Origin of the sequence: Lachnoclostridium phocaeense, from assembly GCF_959599685.1 — a bacterium.
Lineage (GTDB): Bacteria > Bacillota > Clostridia > Lachnospirales > Lachnospiraceae > Claveliimonas > Claveliimonas monacensis.
Window position 1 is genome coordinate 1 of sequence record NZ_CAUGIN010000027.1, and the last position, 20268, is coordinate 20268.

Here is a 20268-nt window from a genome sequence, read left to right on the forward strand (position 1 = left end):
AATTTTCTGGCAAATACCTGCAAAAATGAGCCTGGGAAGCCAGTGTTTATGCGGGTTTCAGAAGGGTACTGTAGAAATGAAGAGAGCCCGTTTAGGGCGTTGACACCGGACATTTTTCGAAAGGCTTCTATGCTTTTATCATAATCATAGAAATGAAGAGAGCCCGTTTAGGGCGTTGACACACATATAATTTATGCTGGCAAACTCTGTTAAGATTTGTAGAAATGAAGAGAGCCCGTTTAGGGCGTTGACACCAAACAAACCAAACATCTTTTTCATCTTTTTTTCGTCGTAGAAATGAAGAGAGCCCGTTTAGGGCGTTGACACCAACTGTTTTTTCATTACCACAACATACATGATAATGGCGTAGAAATGAAGAGAGCCCGTTTAGGGCGTTGACACATTCATCACTTGGTGAGTCACCACTAGATGATAAACTCGGTAGAAATGAAGAGAGCCCGTTTAGGGCGTTGACACCTAAAGTCCTGACTCTGTGTATACTGATCAACCAAGAGTAGAAATGGAAGGAGCCCGCTTAGGACATATAAAGGAGAAATGCCAAAAAAACGAGACACTCCACACACGTTAGTATGGAATGTCTCGTTTTTTAGTAATGTAAATATGGAGTCCATTTTCTTCGTTCAGGTTAAAGCTTCTGCGTCTTCAGAAGAGTAAACGGCCAGTGCGTCTTTGTATAATGTTTGAAAATGACGGCGAAGCCGGTCAGGAGAGAGGATTTCGGCGTCTTTACCGAATTTGAAAAAATAGTATTCAGCCTGTCTGAGCGTGCAGCGGAAGACGTATTCATTTTTATCAGCCAGCTTTTCGACATATGCAGGTCTCATATAAATCTGAGAATTATATTTGTGAACGCCCTCCTCTGTTAATCGAACATGGATTTCCTCCTCTTCACCGAATAAAAACTGTACGGTTCTGCTGGAAATGGCTTCTTTGAGAAGCTCTCGTTCCGCCTGTGTAAGCTTCCCGCTCTGACGGAGAAGCTTAATATCTTTTGCGTTAGGAATCCGAAAGGATGCGCAGGATTTTCGAGCATCAGGGCTCTTAATATCCTGAGAAAGTCCAGTCAGATATTCCCTTGTGGATAGAGCGTCTGCTTCCAGTGAAAAGGGCCAGACCTTATAGGTTTTGCGGCCGGTTGTGATCTTCAACAGCTTCTCCTCCCTCAGAGCCTGGGATACGATATCGTATTTGCTTTTGAAAAATATATGTTCGCGTTTTATATAAGGCAAAGCGGCATATTCTTCAAGGATGCATTTGAGATAGAGCCCGGGACGGTCCTGATAGTATTCTGCTTCTTCACATTCTTCGCTCAGCAGATATCTCAGATTTTCTGTATTGATCCGGTAAATTCTGCTGGTTTCTCCATATCTTCCTTTTGTTTTCATCTGAGAGCGCAGGTCATCCTGCAGGTGTTTCTCTTCATAGAGCAGGAAGTGCTTTACAACCTTTTCCCTGACTTCGTCATTGCCAAGGCTGCTGATGTGTTCCGGGCTGTCAGAACAGCTGAGATCGGTGGAGGCGATATGCTGCAGCTTTGCTTTCTGATCATCCATATACAGTGTGGGAGACGACCTGGCAGACGGATAGAAATTGTGAAAAACAGTGTTCATAAAAGTCGAACGACTGGAAATGTGAAACCTCTCCATGTCTTCATTTATCATAAGAAAGGCTTTCTGGCTTAAGGTTATCCGGACCCGCTGCTCTTCTGAGTATAATTCAAATCCCATAGTCTGTTTGCTCCTTTAATTTGTTACCTATATAGTAACAAAATAAAAGAAAATAATCAAATAAAATGAGAAAACAGTAACAAAAAAGAAAGTTAAATGTACAACTGTTTTGTTTCGTATTGCTCCTGTATAATGACATTAGAAACAAGGAAAGAACAACAGATTTAAGGAGGAATGAGTTATGTTATGGTTTGTATTTGATCAGGTGGTACCAACTTCTATTCTGGGAACTATCGTAAAAGAAGTTGTCGCGGAGTCTGTCACAGACACGGTTGCTGACCTTTTAGGAATCGACAGGGGCCCGTCTGTCTTCGAGAAGATCGAGACAGTCCTGACAGATGTGGAGACGGAGGGAAGGAAGAGAGGCTGTACCAAGGCGGCAGAAGAATATAAATCTGCCATCAAGTACCTTGAGAAGGAGTACGATGCCGCGGTGAAATTTCTCGGGGAAATCAGGGAGCAGGCTGCCAGCGGAACAGAAAGACTTTTCGTGCAGCTGGAGCATCTGACCCGGGAAAAGGAGTCTCTTCAGGCCGAGCTGGACAAGAAGGCAGATCGCGTTGCGGACAAGTATGACATACCTGTCTGCGAGGTGAAGAAATGCTGTATCGGAAGCCGCTTTACCGGAGGACCAGGGGCGTCCCTTGCGGTTCTGGATCTTGTATACGCATACAAGAGGCATAAGCTTCTTGAGGCGGAGCAGGCTGCCTACAGCAAGGCGAGGGAGGAATACGAGGCAAGGGTGGCAGAGCTGAGACAGCGGCTGACAGCAGTTGCTGAAAAGGCTGACAGAAACATGAAGCGGTATGTGGAGCTTTGCCAGGAGCTGCTGGATGAGATGGCCAGGGCTAAAGCAGAGGTAGTCGAACTCGGCATATTATTGAGATAGGGGGGAAAAGAAAATGGGATATGAAGAATTAGTGGAAAAAAGAAAAGTGCTTCTTGCTGATATGGATCAGGACGCTGCGGAGGCAAAGTGCGGACTTGAAGAGACAAGAAAACTCTATCACGTGGCCATCCATACGAGAGAAATACTGGATGATCTGGACCAGCAGTTCAAGGAGAAGACCAGGCTCACAGACGAGGATATTGCGTTCCTGTTCATCGCGGTGGGACTGCAGGTGATGCGCCAGTATCTGCTTACGAGATTTCCGAAGATCATGGATGATAAGACTGCGGCAAAGCGCACGCCCGGGCATCTGGAGGAACATTCCGACCGTCATCACAGGCTCTATAATCCTTCCCTGGCGGAGATTATAACAAATCCTGTGCCCTTTGACGCCATGGTCGGTGCAGACGGAGCTTTAAAAGGGGGCGGGAAAATGGGACACCGCGTGACTGCGATCGGCCATGATCCCCTTCTGGGTCTGATTTTCGGGACGGCGAACATAGCTACGTCTACCCTTACCACGTCCTCCCTTGCGTCCTACCATATCTATACAAACGCGCAGAATGTGGATTACTTCCGCAGTAAGGCAAGGACTGAGCTTGTAATAGGGAAGACCATCAACAAAGCGCTGTATGAGAGGTATGAGGGGAAAGCTATAGTTGCGGCTTCTCTCGCCAAGGAAATCATCCATCTGCACTCTGATCTGTACACAAAGAACAGTCTGCCGCTTCCCGTAATCCCTGTGCTCAATTCCGAGCTGGCCGGGAGATTAGGAAGCTATGGATTACATATGGCCAATGTCCTTGCCGTCGGGAAGCAGGCTGCCGGTGCGGCTCTGATCAATTTCCTGATAGCGACAGCCCACAGACTGTACGGAGGCAATCTGCAGGGCAGAGAGGCAAAGTGCTACGAAGTCAGAACACGCAAGATCGTTTCGTACTCTGATGCCATTGCAACGGGATCCAATCTGGTGGCGACAGCCGTGACCAGGGATATCCGTCTCCTTGATATAGGCGGATTTGCTGTCACTGTATACAGACTGATCACGGACCGGAAGTTTATACGGAGCGTGAAGGAGGAATTTATCTTTGGCCAGTATTTTGACATGGTCAGGGGAGAGGAAAGGAGGTGATCAAACGAAAGACTTTTATTTGTAACAGAGTTCAGGTATAATATTGATACAGATAGAGGTATAAGGGCTGTAAATATGAACAAATTGTAAACATGTCAGAAAATATCCGGAAGTCAATTGATGTCAGAATTTTCTGGCAAATACCTGCAAAAATGAGCCTGGGAAGCCAGTGTTTATGCGGGGTTCAGGAGGGGACTGTAGAAATGGAAGGAGCCCGTTCAGGGCGTTGACACTCAACAGGGGTTGCAGGTTCAAGCGGAATCAATGGAAGTGGAAAAAAGAGAGCCCGTTGAGGGCATTTTTGCCGGAATATTCCGCATAGAAGAATAGGCATGGCTGGAATTAAAGCAATAAAAAAACAGATAAGTAATCAGGAGGACCGGTATGGATGAATTGAGAAAAGTGAAATCAATGGGAGAACAGCATGAGAATGTGCTGCTTATGGCGATGAGTACTCTGCCGCGTCAGCCCAAAATCAATACATATAAAATAGAGGACGGCGCAGAGACCTTATATTTTAAAAGTTTGTCTCAGATGGAGCCTCATACAAAATGTGTGCTGTATATGCTGGCTACCAGAGGGGAAAAGCTGGATCGGATCGTGATCCTGGAAAGCTCAAAGGTGCGTGAGGAAAAACCGGAGAACTGGAAACAGGAAACCGCCACATCACTTTTTGCAAAACGGATCTGCAACTATCTGGGCAGACATGAGGAAGTGGGAATTGAAGTGGCAGACGAACTGGAGAACCTGAAGGAGTCATCCTGCGACTGGAGCATATACGAAGAAGGTCTTCCGGATATTATCACGATCGACTTGGATAACTCAGTGTTTTTCTGGGAGGCGGCGAAGGCAATCCGGGGATCAGAGCGCGGGAAAAGGATCCATCTGTATATGGACATGCAGGGAGGCGACAGAAATGCGGTCTCTCAGATGAATGCGATCGCGGAGCTTCTGGGAAGGCAGAATGTGATCATTCAGGGCCGTTTCGCCAATGATTTTGAGCCGAAACGAGAAAAGCCGCTCCATACAATCCGGGATGCCAGCAGAGAGTACCGAACCTATGAGCTGATTTCGGCCATGGATATATTTGCCCGGTATGGCAGGGGTGATAAGCTGGAAGAATACTTCAGGGAAAGCGGCAGCGGCGATACGAAGGAAAAGAAGCTGGTGGAGGCGATCCAGGAAGCATCCCTTGCGATCAGCAGATGCAGCGGCGATGGATTTGACAGTGCCGTCCAGAAAATAGAGCAGCTGGAAAAAGAATTTGAAAATCCGGATACGATCACTGAGATGGATGTGGTCTACGAGGATATATTTGACGATTATAAACCCTTGCTCACGTCGAAGTACCGCTATGTGGCACAGATCCTCTGGTGTCTGGATAAGCAGTTCCTTCAGCAGGCGCTGACGATCCTTGAGGCGAAAATGCCATGCGAATTCGTGCGGTCAGGTCTTTTGTATTATCTTACTATAGATGAAGACAGGGAGAAATTTTTGGAGAAATGCGAAGAGATTTACAAGGAGCTGCCTAAGAAAGAAAGATACCGGATGAAGGATCTGAATCATTATCTGCTCAAGGACTATTTTTTTTATAATTATAAGCAGAAGTTTTTTGGGGATCCAAAGAAATTGCTGAAATTGAAATTTGGACTGAATAGTAAGCATCGAAAAGAGGTGGGGCTTCTGTGGGAGGACTATAAAGATATTTGCAATCTTCGAAACCAGATCAATCATGCTGCAGATGGGAAACATAATCCGGACGGCTTTTTCTGTTATATGAAGGAGAGAGCATTAGAGAAGGATTCTACTTGGAATGAAGATACGAGAGTTAATGTTGAAGAGAGGATCAGACAATTTTTAGATGACTGGACAAAGCTGGCCGACCAGGTTCCGGAAAAGACCCGGAGGAAAATTGTAGATCTGAGCTGATTTTTCACAGGGAGAGAGGAAAGTCTTCTCTATCCTCTCTCCCCCGCGCCCTCTGTCACAGCCAGAGGAAGCCACTCATTTGCCAGGCACACTGTGTACAGGGCGATGCAAAGGGGCAGCAGGGCGCAGAAGATGCTCCTGGGACCGATGAGCGTCCTGGCGGCAAAGGAACATGCCACACCCACATGGAAGAAGAGCAGAGTACAGCCAAAGAACTTTGCCTTTACCGTGTGGGTCTTATCTTTATTCAGGAAGACCTCCGTGACAGCCATGGTGAACTGCTTCAGATTGTTTGTGGAAAATAAAGTGGAGCTGGCAAAGCCCTTTGCCCCCTTGAAGCTGTTCCACTGGAAGGCAGTGGCAAAGAAGAAGGGGTAGAGAGCCAGGACCGGGTGGATGTCCGCCGGGAAAAGTCCGGCTATGACCGCCGCGGCGCCGTCCAGGAAAATGCTGGCCACCTGAAGATTGACGGAGCTGTGGCGGGGGAGCCAGACAGTCAGGGCGATGGCGGCCATAAAGAGGAGCACGCCGCCCAGCCGGAGGAAGGCATCCGCAAAATCGTGGCCTAGGAGGTCAGTCATAAAGTAGATCATATTGGCAGTCTGGGCGTTCCCGAACAGGTCACAGAAGCTCAGGATCGTATATACGCCGAAAAATCCTCCCACGAATGCCATCATATAGTGGAGGGGAGTCTCATATTTTTTCTTATTTTCCATTTGTCTTCACCATCTTATCAAAAATATCCAAAATCGGGGCACAAACGGCCGCCTTGTGTATTATAGCATATTGCGAAGACATATAAAAATACATATAATATATGATGAAATATATAATAAAAGTATGATAAACGGCGCTCGCTGTACAGAAGATGTGCGCCGGTGAGGCGAGGAGGAGAGCTGTGTGGACATTAAATCACTGAGGTATTTCCTTGCGGTAGTACAGGAGGGAAATATCACCCAGGCGGCGAAAAAGCTGTGCATCGCCCAGCCGCCGCTGAGCAGGCAGATCCGGCTCCTGGAGGAGGAGCTGGGAGTCACTTTGTTCCTGAGAGGGAAAAAGAAGATACGGCTGACTGAGGAGGGAAGGTTTCTCAAGCAGCAGGCGGAGGAGATCATCGAGCTCATGGAGAAGACCCAGGAGCAGCTGGGACGGCTGGGCAGCAGCGTCCACGGGCTTGTCTCCGTGGCGGCTGTGGAGTCCTTCGGCATCGGCCTCCTGTCGGAGATGGTGGAGGCCTTTCACAGGGAGTATCCCCGGGTGCACTTCCAGATATGGTGCGGAAACAGCGACGAGGTCCGGGACAAGCTGGAGCGGGGGCTTGCGGATGTGGGCATCGTGAGGGCGCCGGTCTACATGGTGCAGTGTGAGCAGATTTTCCTCCGGAGCGAGCCCTGGGTGGCGGCCATGAGCCGGAACCATCCTCTGGCCGGGGAGGCGGGGGATGAGGTGCGGCTGGAACGGCTCGGCGGTGAGACGCTGATGGTCCCTGTCCGGGCCTCCCTCCAGGAGGAGATCAACCACTGGTTCAACGAGATTGCCCAGGAAAGGGAAATCCTCTGCTATTATAATTCATCCGCCTCCATGCTGCCCATGGTGGAGCGGGGCATGGGGATCGCCATCTGCCCCGGGTCAGCCCGGTATTTTACAGGGGGAGAGGGCATCGTGTACAAGACCATCGTGGAGCCCAGGAAGGAGTCCCGGCTGTACATGGTGAAGCGCAGATATCAGATGCTCCCCCAGGCCGCCGGGGCTTTCTGGAACTTTGTCTCCTCTACTTTCCTGCCTGCTTGATGATCTGGTTGACATAGGTGGAAAGGCCTGCCACCAGCACGCCCTGGACAATGGCAGTGAACACGGCCATTGCTATCTCCGGACCGGTGTGGAAGGGGCAGGTGGCCAGGACCCAGACAGCGCACAGAGCGATGCCGAGCGCTCCCAGGATGAGAGGGATATACTTGTCGTTTACGGTCTGCGCCTGCTTGAGCCAGACGCCGATGAAATACAGGATGACTGCCACAATGAGCAGCTCTGGCTTGATATACTGAACGATCTGTTCCATAGGACTGTCCTCCGCGGTTCGTTTTCTGACAGCTGTGTGGTGCTGTCCCTTTATCCTATGCGGCTGGAGCCCGGGAGGTGAGGAGGGCTGTGAAGATAAAAAAGAGCTTCCGGCATTCAGCCGGAAGCTCCTGTCTGATATGGAGCATACGGGATTCGAACCCGTGGCCTCCACAATGCGAATGTGGCGCGCTCCCAACTGCGCTAATGCCCCATAAGGAAATTATACCACTTCAGGTGAAGAAATCAAGATGAATTTATGGCAGGATCCTTCTGAGTTAAAGACTGAGTTAAAGACCGTGATCAGTGTGTAAAATCCATTGCATTTTCTGAGAAAAAATAATATAATTTCTTTATATTTACTACAAAAGACAGACAAAACAGAGGTCTTAGAAGTCATAGAGGCGTAAAGGAGAAAGAGCGATGAAAAAAAGAGTAGTTGTTGCATTGGGACACAGAGCGCTGGGGATCACACTTCCGGAGCAGAAGGAGGCCGTGAAGAGGACGGCAGTATCTATTGCTGACCTTATTGAGGAGGGGTATCAGGTGGCCATCACCCACAGCAATGCCCCCCAGGTGGGAATGATCCACACGGCTATGAATGAATTCGGCAAAGTACATCAGGACTATACACCGGCTCCTATGTCTGTGTGTTCAGCCATGAGCCAGGGGTATATCGGATACGACCTGCAGAATGCGATCCGGGAGGCGCTCCTGAACAGGGGGATTTACCGCACGGTCAGCACCATACTGACACAGGTGACTGTGGATCCTTACGATGAAGCCTTCTACACACCCACCAAGGTTCTTGGGCGCTACATGACAGCCGAGGAGGCGAACGAGGAGCGCAGGAAGGGTAATTATGTGATCGAGGAGCCTGGGAAGGGCTTCCGCCGTGTCGTTTCAGCTCCCAATCCGGTGGGCATTGTGGAGATTGACGCTATCAAGGCGCTCATCAATGCGGACCAGGTGGTCATCGCCTGCGGCGGCGGCGGTATCCCTGTGATGGAGCAGGACCACCGGCTGAAGGGAGCCAGCGCTGTCATTGAGAAGGACCTGACGGCCGGAAAGATGGCGGAAGAGATCGATGCGGACGAGCTGATCATCCTGACGAGCGTGGAGAAGGTGCGCATCAATATGAACACGCTCCAGGAGTCCGAGCTGGGAGAAATTTCCCTTGCAGAGGCAAAGCAGTACATGGAGGAGGGCCACTTCGGTGTGTACAATATGCTGCCAAAGTTCAAGGCATCTGTGGAGTTCATTGAGAAGAGAGAGGGAAGAAGCGCCCTGATCACCTCCTTTGATAAGCTGAAGGACGGACTCAGAGGAAAGACCGGTACCATTATCCGCTAGGCGCCCTGTGTCGGCAGGCCAGGGATGGCGGAAATGCAGAAGCTGTATACAAGAGAAAAGCCCCGGCCGTGGGAGACCACGGCCGGGTTTTTCAGCATGGCCGTGTTTGCGGCACTGATCGGAGCTGTGTTTTTTGTCAGCCTGGCAGGTCTGGGGGCGAAGCTGTGGTTTCACAGGACGATGTGACACGGGCCGGGGCGGTTGGAACCCAAGATCGTGTAAAATTTCAAACAAAAGGTATTGACAAATTTCCGGGAGGAGATATATTATTGTACTAAAGTAATAGTACAGACGTCTGAGAGAACAAAATAGACCATCCCATGAGGGGAGAAAGGAAGCAGAGGCTATGATCGAGATCAGAGACCTGACCAAGGTGTACAGACTGAACAAAAAACAGATGGCTGAGTCCCACACGAAAAATCCGAAGAAGACGGCTGTGGACCACCTGAGCCTGACAGCGAAAAAAGGTGAAATCTATGGACTTTTAGGTCCCAATGGAGCGGGCAAGACAACGACCCTGCGCTGTGTTTCCACGATCATCAGGCCTACCGGCGGAGAGATTTACGTGGATGGGCACGAGGTGCAGAGGGAGCCTGAAGAAGTGCGGAACTGCATCGGGTTTCTCACAAGTGACATCAAGCTGGATGACCAGTTTGACCCGGACTATATGTTCCGCTTCTTTGGCCGCCTTCACGGAGTGCCGGAGGATGTGCTGCGGAGGCGCAGGGAGGAGCTGTTTGACTATTTTGGCATCAGTGAGTTCGCCCACAAGAAGATACGGGAGCTGTCCACTGGCATGAAGCAGAAGGCGGCCATCGCGGTCAGCCTTGTACATGACCCGGATATCGTTATCTTTGACGAGCCCACCAACGGGCTGGATATCATCACTGCGAGGAGTGTGACAGACTATCTGAAGAAGCTGCGGGATGAGGGAAAGCTGGTCATTGTCTCCACCCATATCATGTCCGAGGCCCAGAAGCTCTGCGACCGTATCGGCATCATCATTGACGGACAGAAGGTGGCGGAGGGCACTCTGGATGAGCTGCTCGCACAGACATGCACAAACGACTTGGAGGACGCGTTCTTCCAGCTCTACTCGGCCAGAAAGGGGGAACTGTAAATGTTAAACGGCATCAGACAGATATTCGGAAAAGAGATGTCCAGGATACTGAGGGATAAAAAGATGGTCTTCTCCGTCTTCCTTCTCCCGGTCATCATCATGGTGGTCCTGCTCACGATCATAAACAGCCTGGCAGGACAGATGCAGTCAGATATAGAAGAGCATACACCTATTGTCTGGATGCAGAACGAGCCGGACAGCTTTGAGGCCTTTCTCGAGTCAGCGGGAATGGAGTATGACGTCAGGACCGTGGCCTCTGACAGTGACAGGACAAAGGCAGAGGACCAGATCCTGAACGGGGAGGCGGACCTGCTCATAGAGTTCCCTGCGGACTTCGACGAACTGGTTACCGGATTCCAGGAGGGGGACCAGGTTCCGCAGGTCAAGACCTACTACAATCCCTCTGAGAATTATTCGTCCCAGGCATACCAGGAAATCTCCGTGGGCATGCTGGAATCCTACCGCCAGACCCTGCTGGCAGGGCGGGTGGGCAACCCGGATGCCATCACGGTATTTACGGTCAATTCTGACAATGACGAGATGGTGATCCAGGACGATGAGAAGGCCAGCGGTCAGGCGCTGGGCATGATGCTCCCCTACTTTATCACGATCCTCCTCTTTGCCGGAGCCATGGGGATAGGCACGGATATGATCGCGGGAGAAAAGGAGCGTGGCACTATGGCCAGTCTTCTCGTGGCGCCGGTGAAACGGTCCGCCATCGTGCTTGGAAAGGTGTTTGCGCTGATGGTGGTGTCAGGCATTTCCTCCATCATCTATGTGGCCGGCATGGTCGTATGTACGCCCTTTATGATGGACTCCATGACAGGCATGGACGAGGCGCTGAACCTGAGCCTGAAGGCGGACCAGATCGTGATGCTGGGGCTGCTTCTCGTGGCGCTCTCCTTCCTGTACTCCGCCGTGGTGGCGCTGATCTCCGTCTTTGCGAAGACCACCAAGGAAGCTAGCAGCTATATCATGCCTGTGTATATGGTCGTGCTGGTAGCGGGGCTCCTGACGATGTTCCGCATGGGAGACGGAAGCCCATGGGATTACTATATTCCATTCTATAACAGTGCCATTGCCCTCCAGGCTATCCTGAGTCATGACCTGACCATATCCCAGTACCTGGTCACCCTTGTAGAGACCCTGGCGCTGGGAGGCATCCTGACAGTGCTCATTGCCAGAGCCTTCAATAACGAGAAGGTCATGGCGCTGTAAAACAGAACAGAAAGCGAAAGTGGAAAGGGCCTCGTGCCGTCACGGACCTCCTTCCGTCTGCATAAGATGAAAGGGGAGGTGACAGCATGAGGCTCTGTGATTTTCAGCAGAAGGAAGTGATCAATGCCTGCGACTGCCGGAAGCTGGGCTATGTGGCAGACCTGGTATTTGATGAATGTACAGGCTGTATCGAGTCGGTGATCGTGCCCAGGGGAGGGTTCCTGTGCGGCTGGTTCGGGGATGCCGGTGAGTACGTCATTCCCTTTGCGTGTATCCGGAAAATCGGTCCGGATATCATCCTGGTAGAGGTACACGAAGAAAAAGGACACAGGAAAAAGTAATAAATTGACAATTCCGGCCAGCGGGATATATACTTGTCTTAATATGTGAAGAAAGGACGGAGGACCAAGATGAAATGCCCATATTGCAACCATCCGGACACAAGAGTCATCGACTCCAGACCGGCAGATGACGGTAATTCCATCCGCAGAAGGCGCTCCTGCGATGTCTGCGGAAAGCGGTTTACCACCTATGAAAAGGTAGAGACTATCCCGCTGATCATCATAAAGAAGGACAACAACAGAGAACAGTACAACCGCGGAAAGATAGAGACGGGCATCCTGCGGGCGTGCTACAAAAGACCTGTGTCCGCGGCTGAGATACAGAAGTGTATCGACAGAGTAGAGACAAAGATATTCAGCCTGGAGGAAAAGGAAATCCCCAGCAGCACGATCGGTGAGATCGTCATGGATGAGCTGAAAAGGCTGGATGAGGTGGCCTACGTCCGATTCGCATCCGTGTACAGGGAATTTAAGGATGTAAACACCTTTATGGACGAGATAAAGAAAATACTGGACAGGGGAAATGCATAAGACAATGGACTATCAGCGTATTTTGGAAGGAATACTCGATATTGGCGAAGCCATGCTCTGCAGCGGGGCGGAAAATTTCAGGCTGGACGACACCATGTACCGGATGTGTAAGAGCTACGGATTCAAGCGCTATGACGTGTTCGTCATACCCAGCAATATCCAGATCACGGTGGAGACGCCGGAGGGAGAGATCCTGACTCAGATCCGGCATATCGAGTCCACAGGCATCAACTATGACCGGCTGGATTATATGAATAATCTGGCCAGATATGTGTGCGCCCACACGCCGGATGCCCGGGAGCTGCACAGGAGGTATCTGGAGGTCATGGCCCGGAAGCAGCAGCCCCTGTGGGTCACCTATCTGGCGGGTGTCATGGGAGGGACCGGGTTTGCTGTCTTCTTCGGCTGCGGGCTGACAGATGCCGTGGTGGCAGTACTTGTGTCCCTGATGATCATGTTTGTGGGTGACTGGCTTGGGAAGAGGGAGGATAATCTCCTCATCTACAATCTTATCCTTGCCTTTCTGTCAGAGACGGTCATCATCGGCATGGATTTCCTGGGCATCGGGACCCATCCGGACAGGATCATGATAGGTATCGTCATGCTGCTCATCAGTGCCCTGAGCACCACCAACGGGATACGGGAAATCCTGCAGAGAGATTTCCTCTCCGGACTTATCAATATCATGAACTCTGTCCTGGGAGCGGCAGGTATTGCCTTTGGCATCGCCATTGCCATGCAGCTTCTCGGAGAAGGAGCCTACGACGGATTCACGCTGAACCACAGCGTGCCCATCCAGCTCGCGTCCTGCACGGTGGCCTGTGTGGGATTTGCCATGTGGTTTAAGATCCAGGGAAAGCAGGTGCTCTTCTCCGGAATCGGGGCCTTTTTCACCTGGGCCATCTACTGCCTGGTATATGCATTCTGGCCCAGCAACTTCGTGGCTACCATGGCGGGAGCTGTCTTTGTAGCGGCATTTGCCTTTATTATGGCCAGGGTCAACAAGGCGCCTGCCACGATATTCCTGACAGCATCGGCCTTTCCGCTGATCCCCGGACCTAATCTCTACTATATGATGTACGGCTGGGTGAGTGGGGACAGAGCCATGGCGGGGCAGGAGACCGGCGTGCTTCTGGAGACGTGCCTCGGTATCGCTCTGGGCTTCCTGATCGTGGATGTAGTGTCCCGGTGTGTCCTCTATGCGGTGAAGCGGGAGGGATTCCGGGGAGAAAATATCATCTAGCCCGGTGAGAAATAAATTGCGCATCCTATTGGAAAGTGCTATGATAAAAGAGGAAGCATATACAGCTTCTTCTTTTTTGATATGCAAAATTTGTTTTTTTCAGATTTACAGATAGATCGGGTGTGTGTGTATGAAAAACTATAAATTGACCATTGCCTATGACGGCAGCCGCTATCAGGGATGGCAGCGGCAGGCGACAACGGACAATACGATACAGTATATCATAGAGTGGAGCCTGGGGAGGATCGTGGGATACCGGGTGCAGGTGGACGGCTCAGGCAGGACGGACAGCGGTGTCCATGCCAGGGGACAGGTGGCCAGCGTGAAGCTGTCCGGTCTCTACGACCCGGCGGAGCTGAAAGCTGCTCTGAACCGCTATCTTCCGGAAGATATCCGCGTTCTAAAAGTGGAACTTGTAAAGAACAACTTCCATGCGAGAAAAAGCGCCAAGGGGAAGAAATACGAATACTATATAGACTGTCGGGAAAAGCCGGATGTGTTTTCCAGGAGATACTGCTACCATTATCCGGAGAAACTGGATATAGAAGCCATGCGGGATGCTGTGAAATATCTCATCGGCGTCAAGAATTTTGCCAGCTTTACGGACAACAAAGAAACCAACGATACAGTCCGCAGGATCTACAATATCAAGATCGTGCGCTCCGGGGAGAAGGTGAGGATCACCTACTACGGGTCGGGCTTCCTCTACCACATGGTCCGCATCCTGACAGGGACACTGATCGAGATCGGGACAGGCCGGCGGGATGCCAGCAAGCTCCCGGTGGTCATAGCGGCGGAGGACCGCAGCCTGGCGGGATTTCTCGCTCCGGCCAGAGGCCTGTTTTTGAGAAAAGTATATTATTAGATGGCAAATAGATAACAAGGAGAAACTAGACTATGAAATTGATCTCTTGGAATGTGAACGGCCTGCGGGCCTGTGTGCAGAAGGGGTTTACAGACTTTTTCAGGGAGGCGGATGCGGATATTTTCTGTATCCAGGAGACCAAGCTGCAGGAGGGACAGATTGACCTGGAGACCCCGGGTTATCATCAGTACTGGAACTATGCTGTGAAGAAAGGATACTCCGGCACGGCTGTGTTTACGAAGGAAGAGCCGTTGTCTGTATCCTGCGGCATCGGCATGGAGGAGCATGACCAGGAGGGCAGGGTCATTACCCTGGAGTACCCGGAGTTTTATTTTGTCACCGTGTACACCCCCAACTCCCAGAATGAACTGGCAAGGCTTCCCTACAGGATGCAGTGGGAGGCAGATTTCCTGGCTTACCTTAAGAAGCTGGAGGAAAAAAAGCCGGTGATCTTCTGCGGGGACCTGAACGTGGCCCACAGGGAGATTGACCTGAAAAATCCGAAGACAAACAGGAAGAACGCGGGCTTTACAGACGAGGAGAGGCAGAAATTTACAGAGCTCTTGGAGGCCGGGTTCATTGATACCTTCCGCTATTTCTACCCTGACAGGGAAGGGATCTATTCCTGGTGGTCCTACCGGTTTAAAGCCAGAGAGAAGAATGCAGGGTGGCGTATTGACTATTTCTGTGTGTCCAAATGCCTGGAGGACAGGCTGGAGGATGCGAAAATACTGACAGATGTGATGGGATCTGACCACTGTCCGGTGGAGCTGGATCTCAAATAACAGGATAAAAGAAAGGGGAGGGCGCATTTATGAGGATCGAAAGAGAACACACGGCAGCCATTGTCATTGATTACCAGGAGAAACTGATGCCTGCCATGGACAGAAAGGAAGCTCTCACTGAGAATTCTTCTATCCTGCTGGCGGGGCTGCGCACATTGGGCATTCCCATGGTGCTTACCCAGCAGTACACAAAGGGGCTGGGAAGTACAGTGAAAGAACTGACCCGGGCTGCGGGGACAGAAGAGTTCGTAGAAAAAATCCGCTTTAGTGCCTTTGAGGATGTGATCAGAAGCTGTCCGCAGATACAGGAGAAAAAATATATCATCCTGTGCGGTGTGGAAGCCCACATCTGTGTGCTGCAGACATTGATCGATCTGAAGGAGGCAGGCTATGTGCCTGTTCTTGTGACAGACTGTGTCTCCAGCCGCAGAAGAGCAGACTGCGAAACAGCTTTCATAAGAGCACAGCAGGAGGGAGCCATCCTCACGACATACGAGGCCCTGCTCTTTGAGCTGCTTGAAAAAGCCGGGACAGACGAGAGCAAGAAGATCCAGAGGCTTGTAAAATAAGAAGCACAGACGTAAATGGAAGGTATATCTGATCTGAGGCAGATCAGATATACCCTCCGTCTATTCCTATGATCTGTCCGGTCATATAGTGGGGAGCATGGGAGATCTGCCACACGAGATCCGCCACTTCCTCCGGCGTTCCAAAACGGCCGGCGGGAATCTCCTCTTTCAGCTCCTGATTCTCTTCGGGAGAAAGCCAGCCGTTCATGGCTGTGTCGATGACGCCGCAGGCGATGGCGTTGACCTGGATGCCGCTTGGAGCCAGCTCTTTGGCCAGCGCCCTGGTCAGTCCGTGGATGCCGGACTTGGCGGCCGAGTAGGCGGCCTCGCAGGATGCCCCCACGGTTCCCCACATAGAGGAGATGCTGATAATCCTTCCCTGTTTCCGGGTCACCATAGGCGGGATGGCGCTGCGGCAGCAGTAGAAGACGGAGGACAGATTGGTGTCAAGAAGTCTTTGCCACTCGCTGTCTGTCATGTCAGTGAGCAGTCCCATATGGGCGATGCCTGCATTGTTGACAAGCACGTCCAGGCAGGGACAGATCTGATAAATTTTCTCAAATATCTGCCGGACATCCGCCGGGCTGCCTACGTCTCCCGGAACCAGGGTACAGTGTCCGGGGAAATGGCTGTTGATTTCTCCCTGTACTTCTGACAGCTCATCCAGGGATGAGCGGCAGTTGAGAAAGACGTGCCACCCCTCCCGGGCAAATCGAAGGGCGCAGGCCCGGCCAATGCCCCTGGAGGCTCCTGTGATAAGTGCGTATTTTGCAGACGGTTTTGCGGACATGAACATTCTCCTTTTTCCCTTTTGCTCTATTTTACAGCAGAGTCCGGTCCGGTGTCCAGCATGTCCACGGTCAATTTGTTTACCGTTTCTGTATTATCCACAGAAAATACGATAAAAGTATGTCCTTCTTCAGTTTTTTCAACAGACAGCTTTCCTCTCATTACAGCAGCCCTCCTTTGGTTTTTTGGCGAGTGCGATTCCCGTCAGCAGAAGGAGCGGGAAAATGACACCTGCCAGAACGCCCGCTTTCAGATTGTCATCCATTGCTCCGGATACCAGGCCTACCAGGGTGGAACCTGCTGAGCAGCCAACATCTCCGCCAAGGGCCAGTAAGGCAAACAGGGCCGTTCCGCCTTTTGGAAGAGCGGCAGAAGCCTTGCTGAAAGTACCTGGCCACATGATGCCGACGGACAGACCGCAGACGGCGCAGGAGGCCAGACTGAGAAGAGGGAATGGAGGAAATCAAACAATAGAGTTGCTATTTCTGTCCACTGATGCTATGATGTATGCATGATTTAGACAAGTTATTTTTGCAGGGAGAGGAGAATTCGGAGACAATTATCATTAGCGATGGAAGCAGAGGATGAAAAAGAGGTATGAATATGATCGACAGGGCAGTTGAATTTGCGACGAAGGCTCACGAAGGACAGTTCCGGAAGGGGACAAGGCGCCCCTATATCGTCCATCCCATAGAGGTCAAGGACATTGTGTCCACCATGACCCGGGATGAGGAGGTGATCAGTGCCGCGGTGCTCCACGACACGATAGAGGACTGCCAGGGAGTGACCCGGGAGGTGCTGGCGCTAGAGTTCAGTCCCCGGGTGGCCGCCATGGTGGCGGGAGAGAGCGAGGATAAATCCAGGACATGGATGGAGAGGAAGAGCGCAACGATCCAGTCCATCGGGAGCGCCCCCAGGGAGGTGCAGATGATCGGGCTGGCAGACAAATTGTCCAACATGCGGGACATTGACCGGGACTATCCCAAGGTGGGGGAGGAGCTCTGGAAGCGCTTCCGCATGAAAGATAAGAAAATGATCGGCTGGTACTACAAGGGCGTGCGGGATGCCCTTGCCGAAGACTTCCAGAAGGAACCGGTATTTCAGGAATACTGCCGGTTGATACAGAAGAACTTCGACTAAGAAAAGGACCGGATATGCAGGCTGGGGCTTGTGCATATCCGGTCCTTCCTCTCGCGGCCGCTCCTATCCGTGCAGCTTTTTCCTGAGGAGCAGCACAGAGGCTGCGTAAAAGACAGATGAGAGGAGGATGCACCACAGAAAGGCAGCCGCAAGTAATCCCATATCTGCGGGATGCCCTGCCAGAGCGTCTCGCAGAGAGTCGATGACAGGGGTCATGGGCTGATGCCGGGCGAATGTCCGCAGCAGGGGCGGCAGATGTTCGGCAGGGACAAAACCGGAACTCAGATAGGGCAGGATGATGGCCAGAGAGGAGAGAGAACTGGCGCCCTGGGCGCTTTTTGACAGAATGCCCACAGTGGCAGAAAGCCAGGACAGCGCCAGGATCATGCCTGACAAAAGGAGGAATGAAATCCCCAGGCCCGGCAGGCTGAGGGCAGGGCGAAAGCCCATTAGCAGTGCGATGAGGAGGACGACAGCAGATGTCACAAGGCTCCGTCCGTACGCCTCCAGTACATGGCCGGATAGGAGAGTTCTCCGGCGGATGGGAAGGGTGACAAATCTGCTCATGATCCCACTGGTGATATCCTGGTTTATCATGATGGCAGTGGTGGAGGACCCCTGAGCCGCACACTGGATGAGAACGCCGGGGACGATGTAGGCTGTGTAGGATGTGCCGCCTACATGGATCAGGCTGCCGAAGAGAGAGACAAAGAGCAGCATCATGAGAGCGGGGAGCAGGATGCTGGTGAGAAAAGTTTCCGGGTTTCTGCAGGACAGGAGCAGACAGCGCCAGGCGATAGTGAGGGTGTCCCTATAGTTTCGCTTTGTTGTTTCCATACGATTTTTCCTCCTTGATCATGGTTAAAAATACATCTTCCAGTGAGGGGGAAAGCTCTGAGAATTTCCGGACAGAAATGTGTCCCTCCCGAAGATGGCGAAAGAGTTCTCCCAGAGTATCTGCCCTTCCGTCTGTAAATACGGTCAGAGCGCATTCCTCCGGATGGGAGCTGGTCTGCCATTTCCCCGCAGGAGTTCCCAGAAGAGAGGCGGCCCGTTCCAGGTCCTCCGGACTGTAGAAGGCAAACCGCACGGCGCCCCGGGGAAGGAGGGACTTCAGACGGGCGGGAGTCCCCTCTGCCAGGATTTTCCCTTCGCTCAGGATGCCGATCTGGTCAGCCAGCTGCTCTGCCTCCTCCAGGTGCTGGGTGGTGAGGAGGACGGTCATGCCTCCGTCCCGGAGTCTGCGGACAATCTGCCACATGGCCAGGCGGCTCTGGGGATCCAGGCCGGTGGTGGGCTCATCCAGGAAAAGGACATCGGGACTTCCCACAAGGCTCATGGCGATGTCCAGCTTCCTCTTCATCCCTCCCGACCAGCCGGAGACCCTTCGGTCCGCATGGGAGGAGAGGTCAAAATATTCCAGGAGCCGGACCGCTGATCTCACGGGGGCTGCCAGATGGCGCAGACGTCCCATGAGGAGAAGGTTCTCTGTTCCCGTCAGGCTCTCATCCAGGCAGGAGAACTGTCCGGTCACGCTGATGACATGGTGGACCTTCTCCGGCTCCCTGGTCACATCAAGGCCCCGGACCCGGGCAGTCCCACCGTCAGGGCGAAGCTGGGTGGTCAGTATGCGGACTGTGGTAGTCTTCCCGGCACCGTTGGAGCCAAGGAGAGCGTAGATGGTCCCTGCAGGGACTGAAAAGGTGAGGTCTCTTAGGACCTCTCTGTCTTTATAGCGTTTCTTCAGCGAGGATACGAAAATCGATACATTGTTTCTTTCCATGGGTGACCTCCTTTTTTGGAGCTTGTGTCGCAAGGCTCCTTTATACATTTATTAATACCGAACGAAGGTATGTATAAGTTTAATATAAAATTGCCTATGAAAGGCAATCTTATACGTCCTGCTGAAGGGCAGGGTGATTTCTGATCAGGTCAGCCGCCTTTTCATCATAGATGGGAAGCCCCATCCTGGCAAGCACCTCGCAGCTGCACTGGTACCTGCGGAATATCTCCTCCGCACTGCCGGGAAAGACAGATGGGATCAGCCAGACATCCAGAAGGACCATTAGCTCGGACAGCTCCTTTGGATAGTCTGTCTGGATGGAGCCGTCCCGGCAGCCTTCCTCGATGAGTTCCAGCCAGCGGGGGCACAGAGTATGGCGGTTTGTCTCCAGCATCCCAGCCAGGATCCGGGGATTTTTAAGGAGTGGGACAGCCTGGGCGGAAAAGCTGGCCTGCTCTTCGTTGGACTGGTTCAGCAGGATGGCCAGCTTTATCTTTTCCAGGCCACTCAGATCCGTCCGTTTCTTTACCTCCTCAAAGGGATTATTTTTGAAAAAGAGCCTGTCTCCCAGGGCATTCAGGATATCTTCCTTTGACTTGAAGTGGTGGTAGATGGCACCCTTGCTTAAACCCCCCAGCTCGTCTACAATGTCCTGGATCGTCGTATGGTCATATCCTTTTTCCAGAAAGAGCCGCTGTGATACATCCAGTATCTTCTCTACAGTGACTTCCGGGTACTTGTTTCTCGCCATGGCATCCTCCTGCATACATTCGTT

22 protein-coding genes, 1 tRNA gene, 1 pseudogene and 1 CRISPR repeat array are annotated in these 20268 nt (G+C 51.8%); of the genes and pseudogenes, 15 read left to right on the top strand and 9 right to left on the bottom strand.

Going from position 1 to position 20268, the window contains the following annotated elements:
* The first annotated feature begins 71 nt into the window (after nt 1-71).
* A CRISPR array of direct repeats spans nt 72-477; the repeat unit is 35 nt; unit sequence TAGAAATGAAGAGAGCCCGTTTAGGGCGTTGACAC.
* A 164-nt stretch (nt 478-641) separates the two neighbouring features.
* The gene (locus Q5911_RS11455) at nt 642-1682 is read right to left on the bottom strand and encodes a WYL domain-containing protein (protein ID WP_303182890.1); all 1041 of its coding nucleotides are present in this window, start codon (nt 1680-1682) and stop codon (nt 642-644) included.
* Nucleotides 1683-1929: 247 nt separating this feature from the next.
* Between Q5911_RS11455 and Q5911_RS11460 the strand changes: the two genes are divergently transcribed.
* The 3 genes from Q5911_RS11460 to Q5911_RS11470 all read left to right on the top strand — a co-directional run bounded on the left by Q5911_RS11460 (nt 1930) and on the right by Q5911_RS11470 (nt 5698).
* Nucleotides 1930-2637, top strand: a complete 708-nt coding sequence (locus Q5911_RS11460) for a hypothetical protein (RefSeq protein WP_303182893.1) — start codon at nt 1930-1932, stop codon at nt 2635-2637.
* Nucleotides 2638-2650: 13 nt separating this feature from the next.
* A complete protein-coding gene (locus tag Q5911_RS11465) occupies nt 2651-3769 on the top strand; it encodes a hypothetical protein (protein ID WP_303182896.1) in 1119 nt (372 codons plus the stop codon).
* A 384-nt stretch (nt 3770-4153) separates the two neighbouring features.
* Nucleotides 4154-5698, top strand: a complete 1545-nt coding sequence (locus tag Q5911_RS11470) for a TM1812 family CRISPR-associated protein (protein ID WP_303182897.1) — start codon at nt 4154-4156, stop codon at nt 5696-5698.
* A gap of 29 nt (nt 5699-5727) precedes the next feature.
* On the opposite strand, the gene Q5911_RS11475 is transcribed toward Q5911_RS11470, so the two are convergent.
* On the bottom strand, nt 5728-6414 hold the full coding sequence (locus Q5911_RS11475) for a YoaK family protein (RefSeq protein WP_303182899.1): 687 nt from the start codon (nt 6412-6414) through the stop codon (nt 5728-5730).
* Nucleotides 6415-6598: 184 nt separating this feature from the next.
* On the opposite strand from Q5911_RS11475, the gene Q5911_RS11480 reads away from it, so the two are divergent.
* Entirely contained in the window at nt 6599-7489 is an 891-nt protein-coding gene (locus Q5911_RS11480) for a LysR family transcriptional regulator (RefSeq protein ID WP_303182901.1), read from the top strand.
* Here the strand turns inward: Q5911_RS11480 and Q5911_RS11485 are convergent.
* Together Q5911_RS11485 and Q5911_RS11490 are read right to left on the bottom strand one after the other, a co-directional pair.
* Nucleotides 7470-7757, bottom strand: coding sequence for a phage holin family protein (locus Q5911_RS11485; protein ID WP_087174241.1), 288 nt, complete (start codon nt 7755-7757; stop codon nt 7470-7472). The genes Q5911_RS11480 and Q5911_RS11485 overlap by 20 nt on opposite strands.
* A 140-nt stretch (nt 7758-7897) precedes the next feature.
* Nucleotides 7898-7970, bottom strand: a tRNA-Ala gene (locus Q5911_RS11490).
* A 209-nt stretch (nt 7971-8179) separates the two neighbouring features.
* On the opposite strand from Q5911_RS11490, the gene arcC reads away from it, so the two are divergent.
* The 10 genes from arcC to Q5911_RS11540 all read left to right on the top strand — a co-directional run bounded on the left by arcC (nt 8180) and on the right by Q5911_RS11540 (nt 15781).
* Nucleotides 8180-9109, top strand: a complete 930-nt coding sequence (gene arcC / locus Q5911_RS11495) for a carbamate kinase (RefSeq protein WP_303182906.1) — start codon at nt 8180-8182, stop codon at nt 9107-9109.
* Nucleotides 9110-9142: 33 nt separating this feature from the next.
* Entirely contained in the window at nt 9143-9295 is a 153-nt protein-coding gene (locus tag Q5911_RS11500; protein WP_303182908.1) for a hypothetical protein, read from the top strand.
* Nucleotides 9296-9455: 160 nt separating this feature from the next.
* Nucleotides 9456-10229, top strand: coding sequence for an ABC transporter ATP-binding protein (locus Q5911_RS11505; RefSeq protein WP_303182910.1), 774 nt, complete (start codon nt 9456-9458; stop codon nt 10227-10229).
* The gene (locus Q5911_RS11510) at nt 10230-11447 is read left to right on the top strand and encodes an ABC transporter permease (protein WP_303182912.1); all 1218 of its coding nucleotides are present in this window, start codon (nt 10230-10232) and stop codon (nt 11445-11447) included.
* Nucleotides 11448-11533: 86 nt separating this feature from the next.
* Entirely contained in the window at nt 11534-11788 is a 255-nt protein-coding gene (locus Q5911_RS11515) for a PRC-barrel domain-containing protein (RefSeq protein WP_087174247.1), read from the top strand.
* 69 nt (nt 11789-11857) lie between these two features.
* A complete protein-coding gene (gene nrdR / locus Q5911_RS11520; protein WP_087174248.1) occupies nt 11858-12319 on the top strand; it encodes a transcriptional regulator NrdR in 462 nt (153 codons plus the stop codon).
* Nucleotides 12312-13562 (top strand): threonine/serine ThrE exporter family protein, encoded by a 1251-nt coding sequence (locus tag Q5911_RS11525; RefSeq protein WP_331592489.1) that lies wholly within the window; start codon nt 12312-12314, stop codon nt 13560-13562. Before nrdR ends, Q5911_RS11525 begins: the two co-directional genes overlap by 8 nt.
* Nucleotides 13563-13692: 130 nt before the next feature.
* Nucleotides 13693-14427 carry a tRNA pseudouridine(38-40) synthase TruA gene (truA, locus tag Q5911_RS11530; RefSeq protein ID WP_087174250.1) on the top strand — a complete coding sequence of 245 codons (735 nt, stop codon included), beginning with the start codon at nt 13693-13695 and terminating at the stop codon, nt 14425-14427.
* Nucleotides 14428-14459: 32 nt separating this feature from the next.
* Nucleotides 14460-15212 (top strand): exodeoxyribonuclease III, encoded by a 753-nt coding sequence (xth, locus tag Q5911_RS11535; RefSeq protein ID WP_303182916.1) that lies wholly within the window; start codon nt 14460-14462, stop codon nt 15210-15212.
* Nucleotides 15213-15241: 29 nt separating this feature from the next.
* On the top strand, nt 15242-15781 hold the full coding sequence (locus tag Q5911_RS11540; RefSeq protein WP_076776035.1) for an isochorismatase family protein: 540 nt from the start codon (nt 15242-15244) through the stop codon (nt 15779-15781).
* Nucleotides 15782-15824: 43 nt separating this feature from the next.
* Here Q5911_RS11540 and ymfI read toward each other — a convergent pair whose 3' ends face one another.
* A complete protein-coding gene (gene ymfI, locus Q5911_RS11545; RefSeq protein ID WP_303182921.1) occupies nt 15825-16571 on the bottom strand; it encodes an elongation factor P 5-aminopentanone reductase in 747 nt (248 codons plus the stop codon).
* Nucleotides 16572-16709: 138 nt separating this feature from the next.
* Nucleotides 16710-17027, bottom strand: a pseudogene (locus Q5911_RS11550) (MFS transporter); the annotation flags it as partial.
* 146 nt (nt 17028-17173) lie between these two features.
* On the opposite strand from Q5911_RS11550, the gene Q5911_RS11555 reads away from it, so the two are divergent.
* On the top strand, nt 17174-17710 hold the full coding sequence (locus tag Q5911_RS11555; protein WP_087174257.1) for an HD domain-containing protein: 537 nt from the start codon (nt 17174-17176) through the stop codon (nt 17708-17710).
* A gap of 63 nt (nt 17711-17773) precedes the next feature.
* On the opposite strand, the gene Q5911_RS11560 is transcribed toward Q5911_RS11555, so the two are convergent.
* From Q5911_RS11560 to Q5911_RS11570, 3 genes are all read right to left on the bottom strand, one after another.
* On the bottom strand, nt 17774-18547 hold the full coding sequence (locus Q5911_RS11560; protein WP_303182922.1) for an ABC transporter permease: 774 nt from the start codon (nt 18545-18547) through the stop codon (nt 17774-17776).
* Complete coding sequence (locus Q5911_RS11565; protein ID WP_303182924.1) at nt 18522-19493, bottom strand: ATP-binding cassette domain-containing protein; 972 nt, start codon at nt 19491-19493, stop codon at nt 18522-18524. The genes Q5911_RS11560 and Q5911_RS11565 overlap by 26 nt, the downstream gene beginning before the upstream one ends.
* Before the next feature lie 109 nt (nt 19494-19602).
* Complete coding sequence (locus Q5911_RS11570) at nt 19603-20244, bottom strand: TetR/AcrR family transcriptional regulator (protein WP_303182926.1); 642 nt, start codon at nt 20242-20244, stop codon at nt 19603-19605.
* Nucleotides 20245-20268 lie beyond the last annotated feature (24 nt).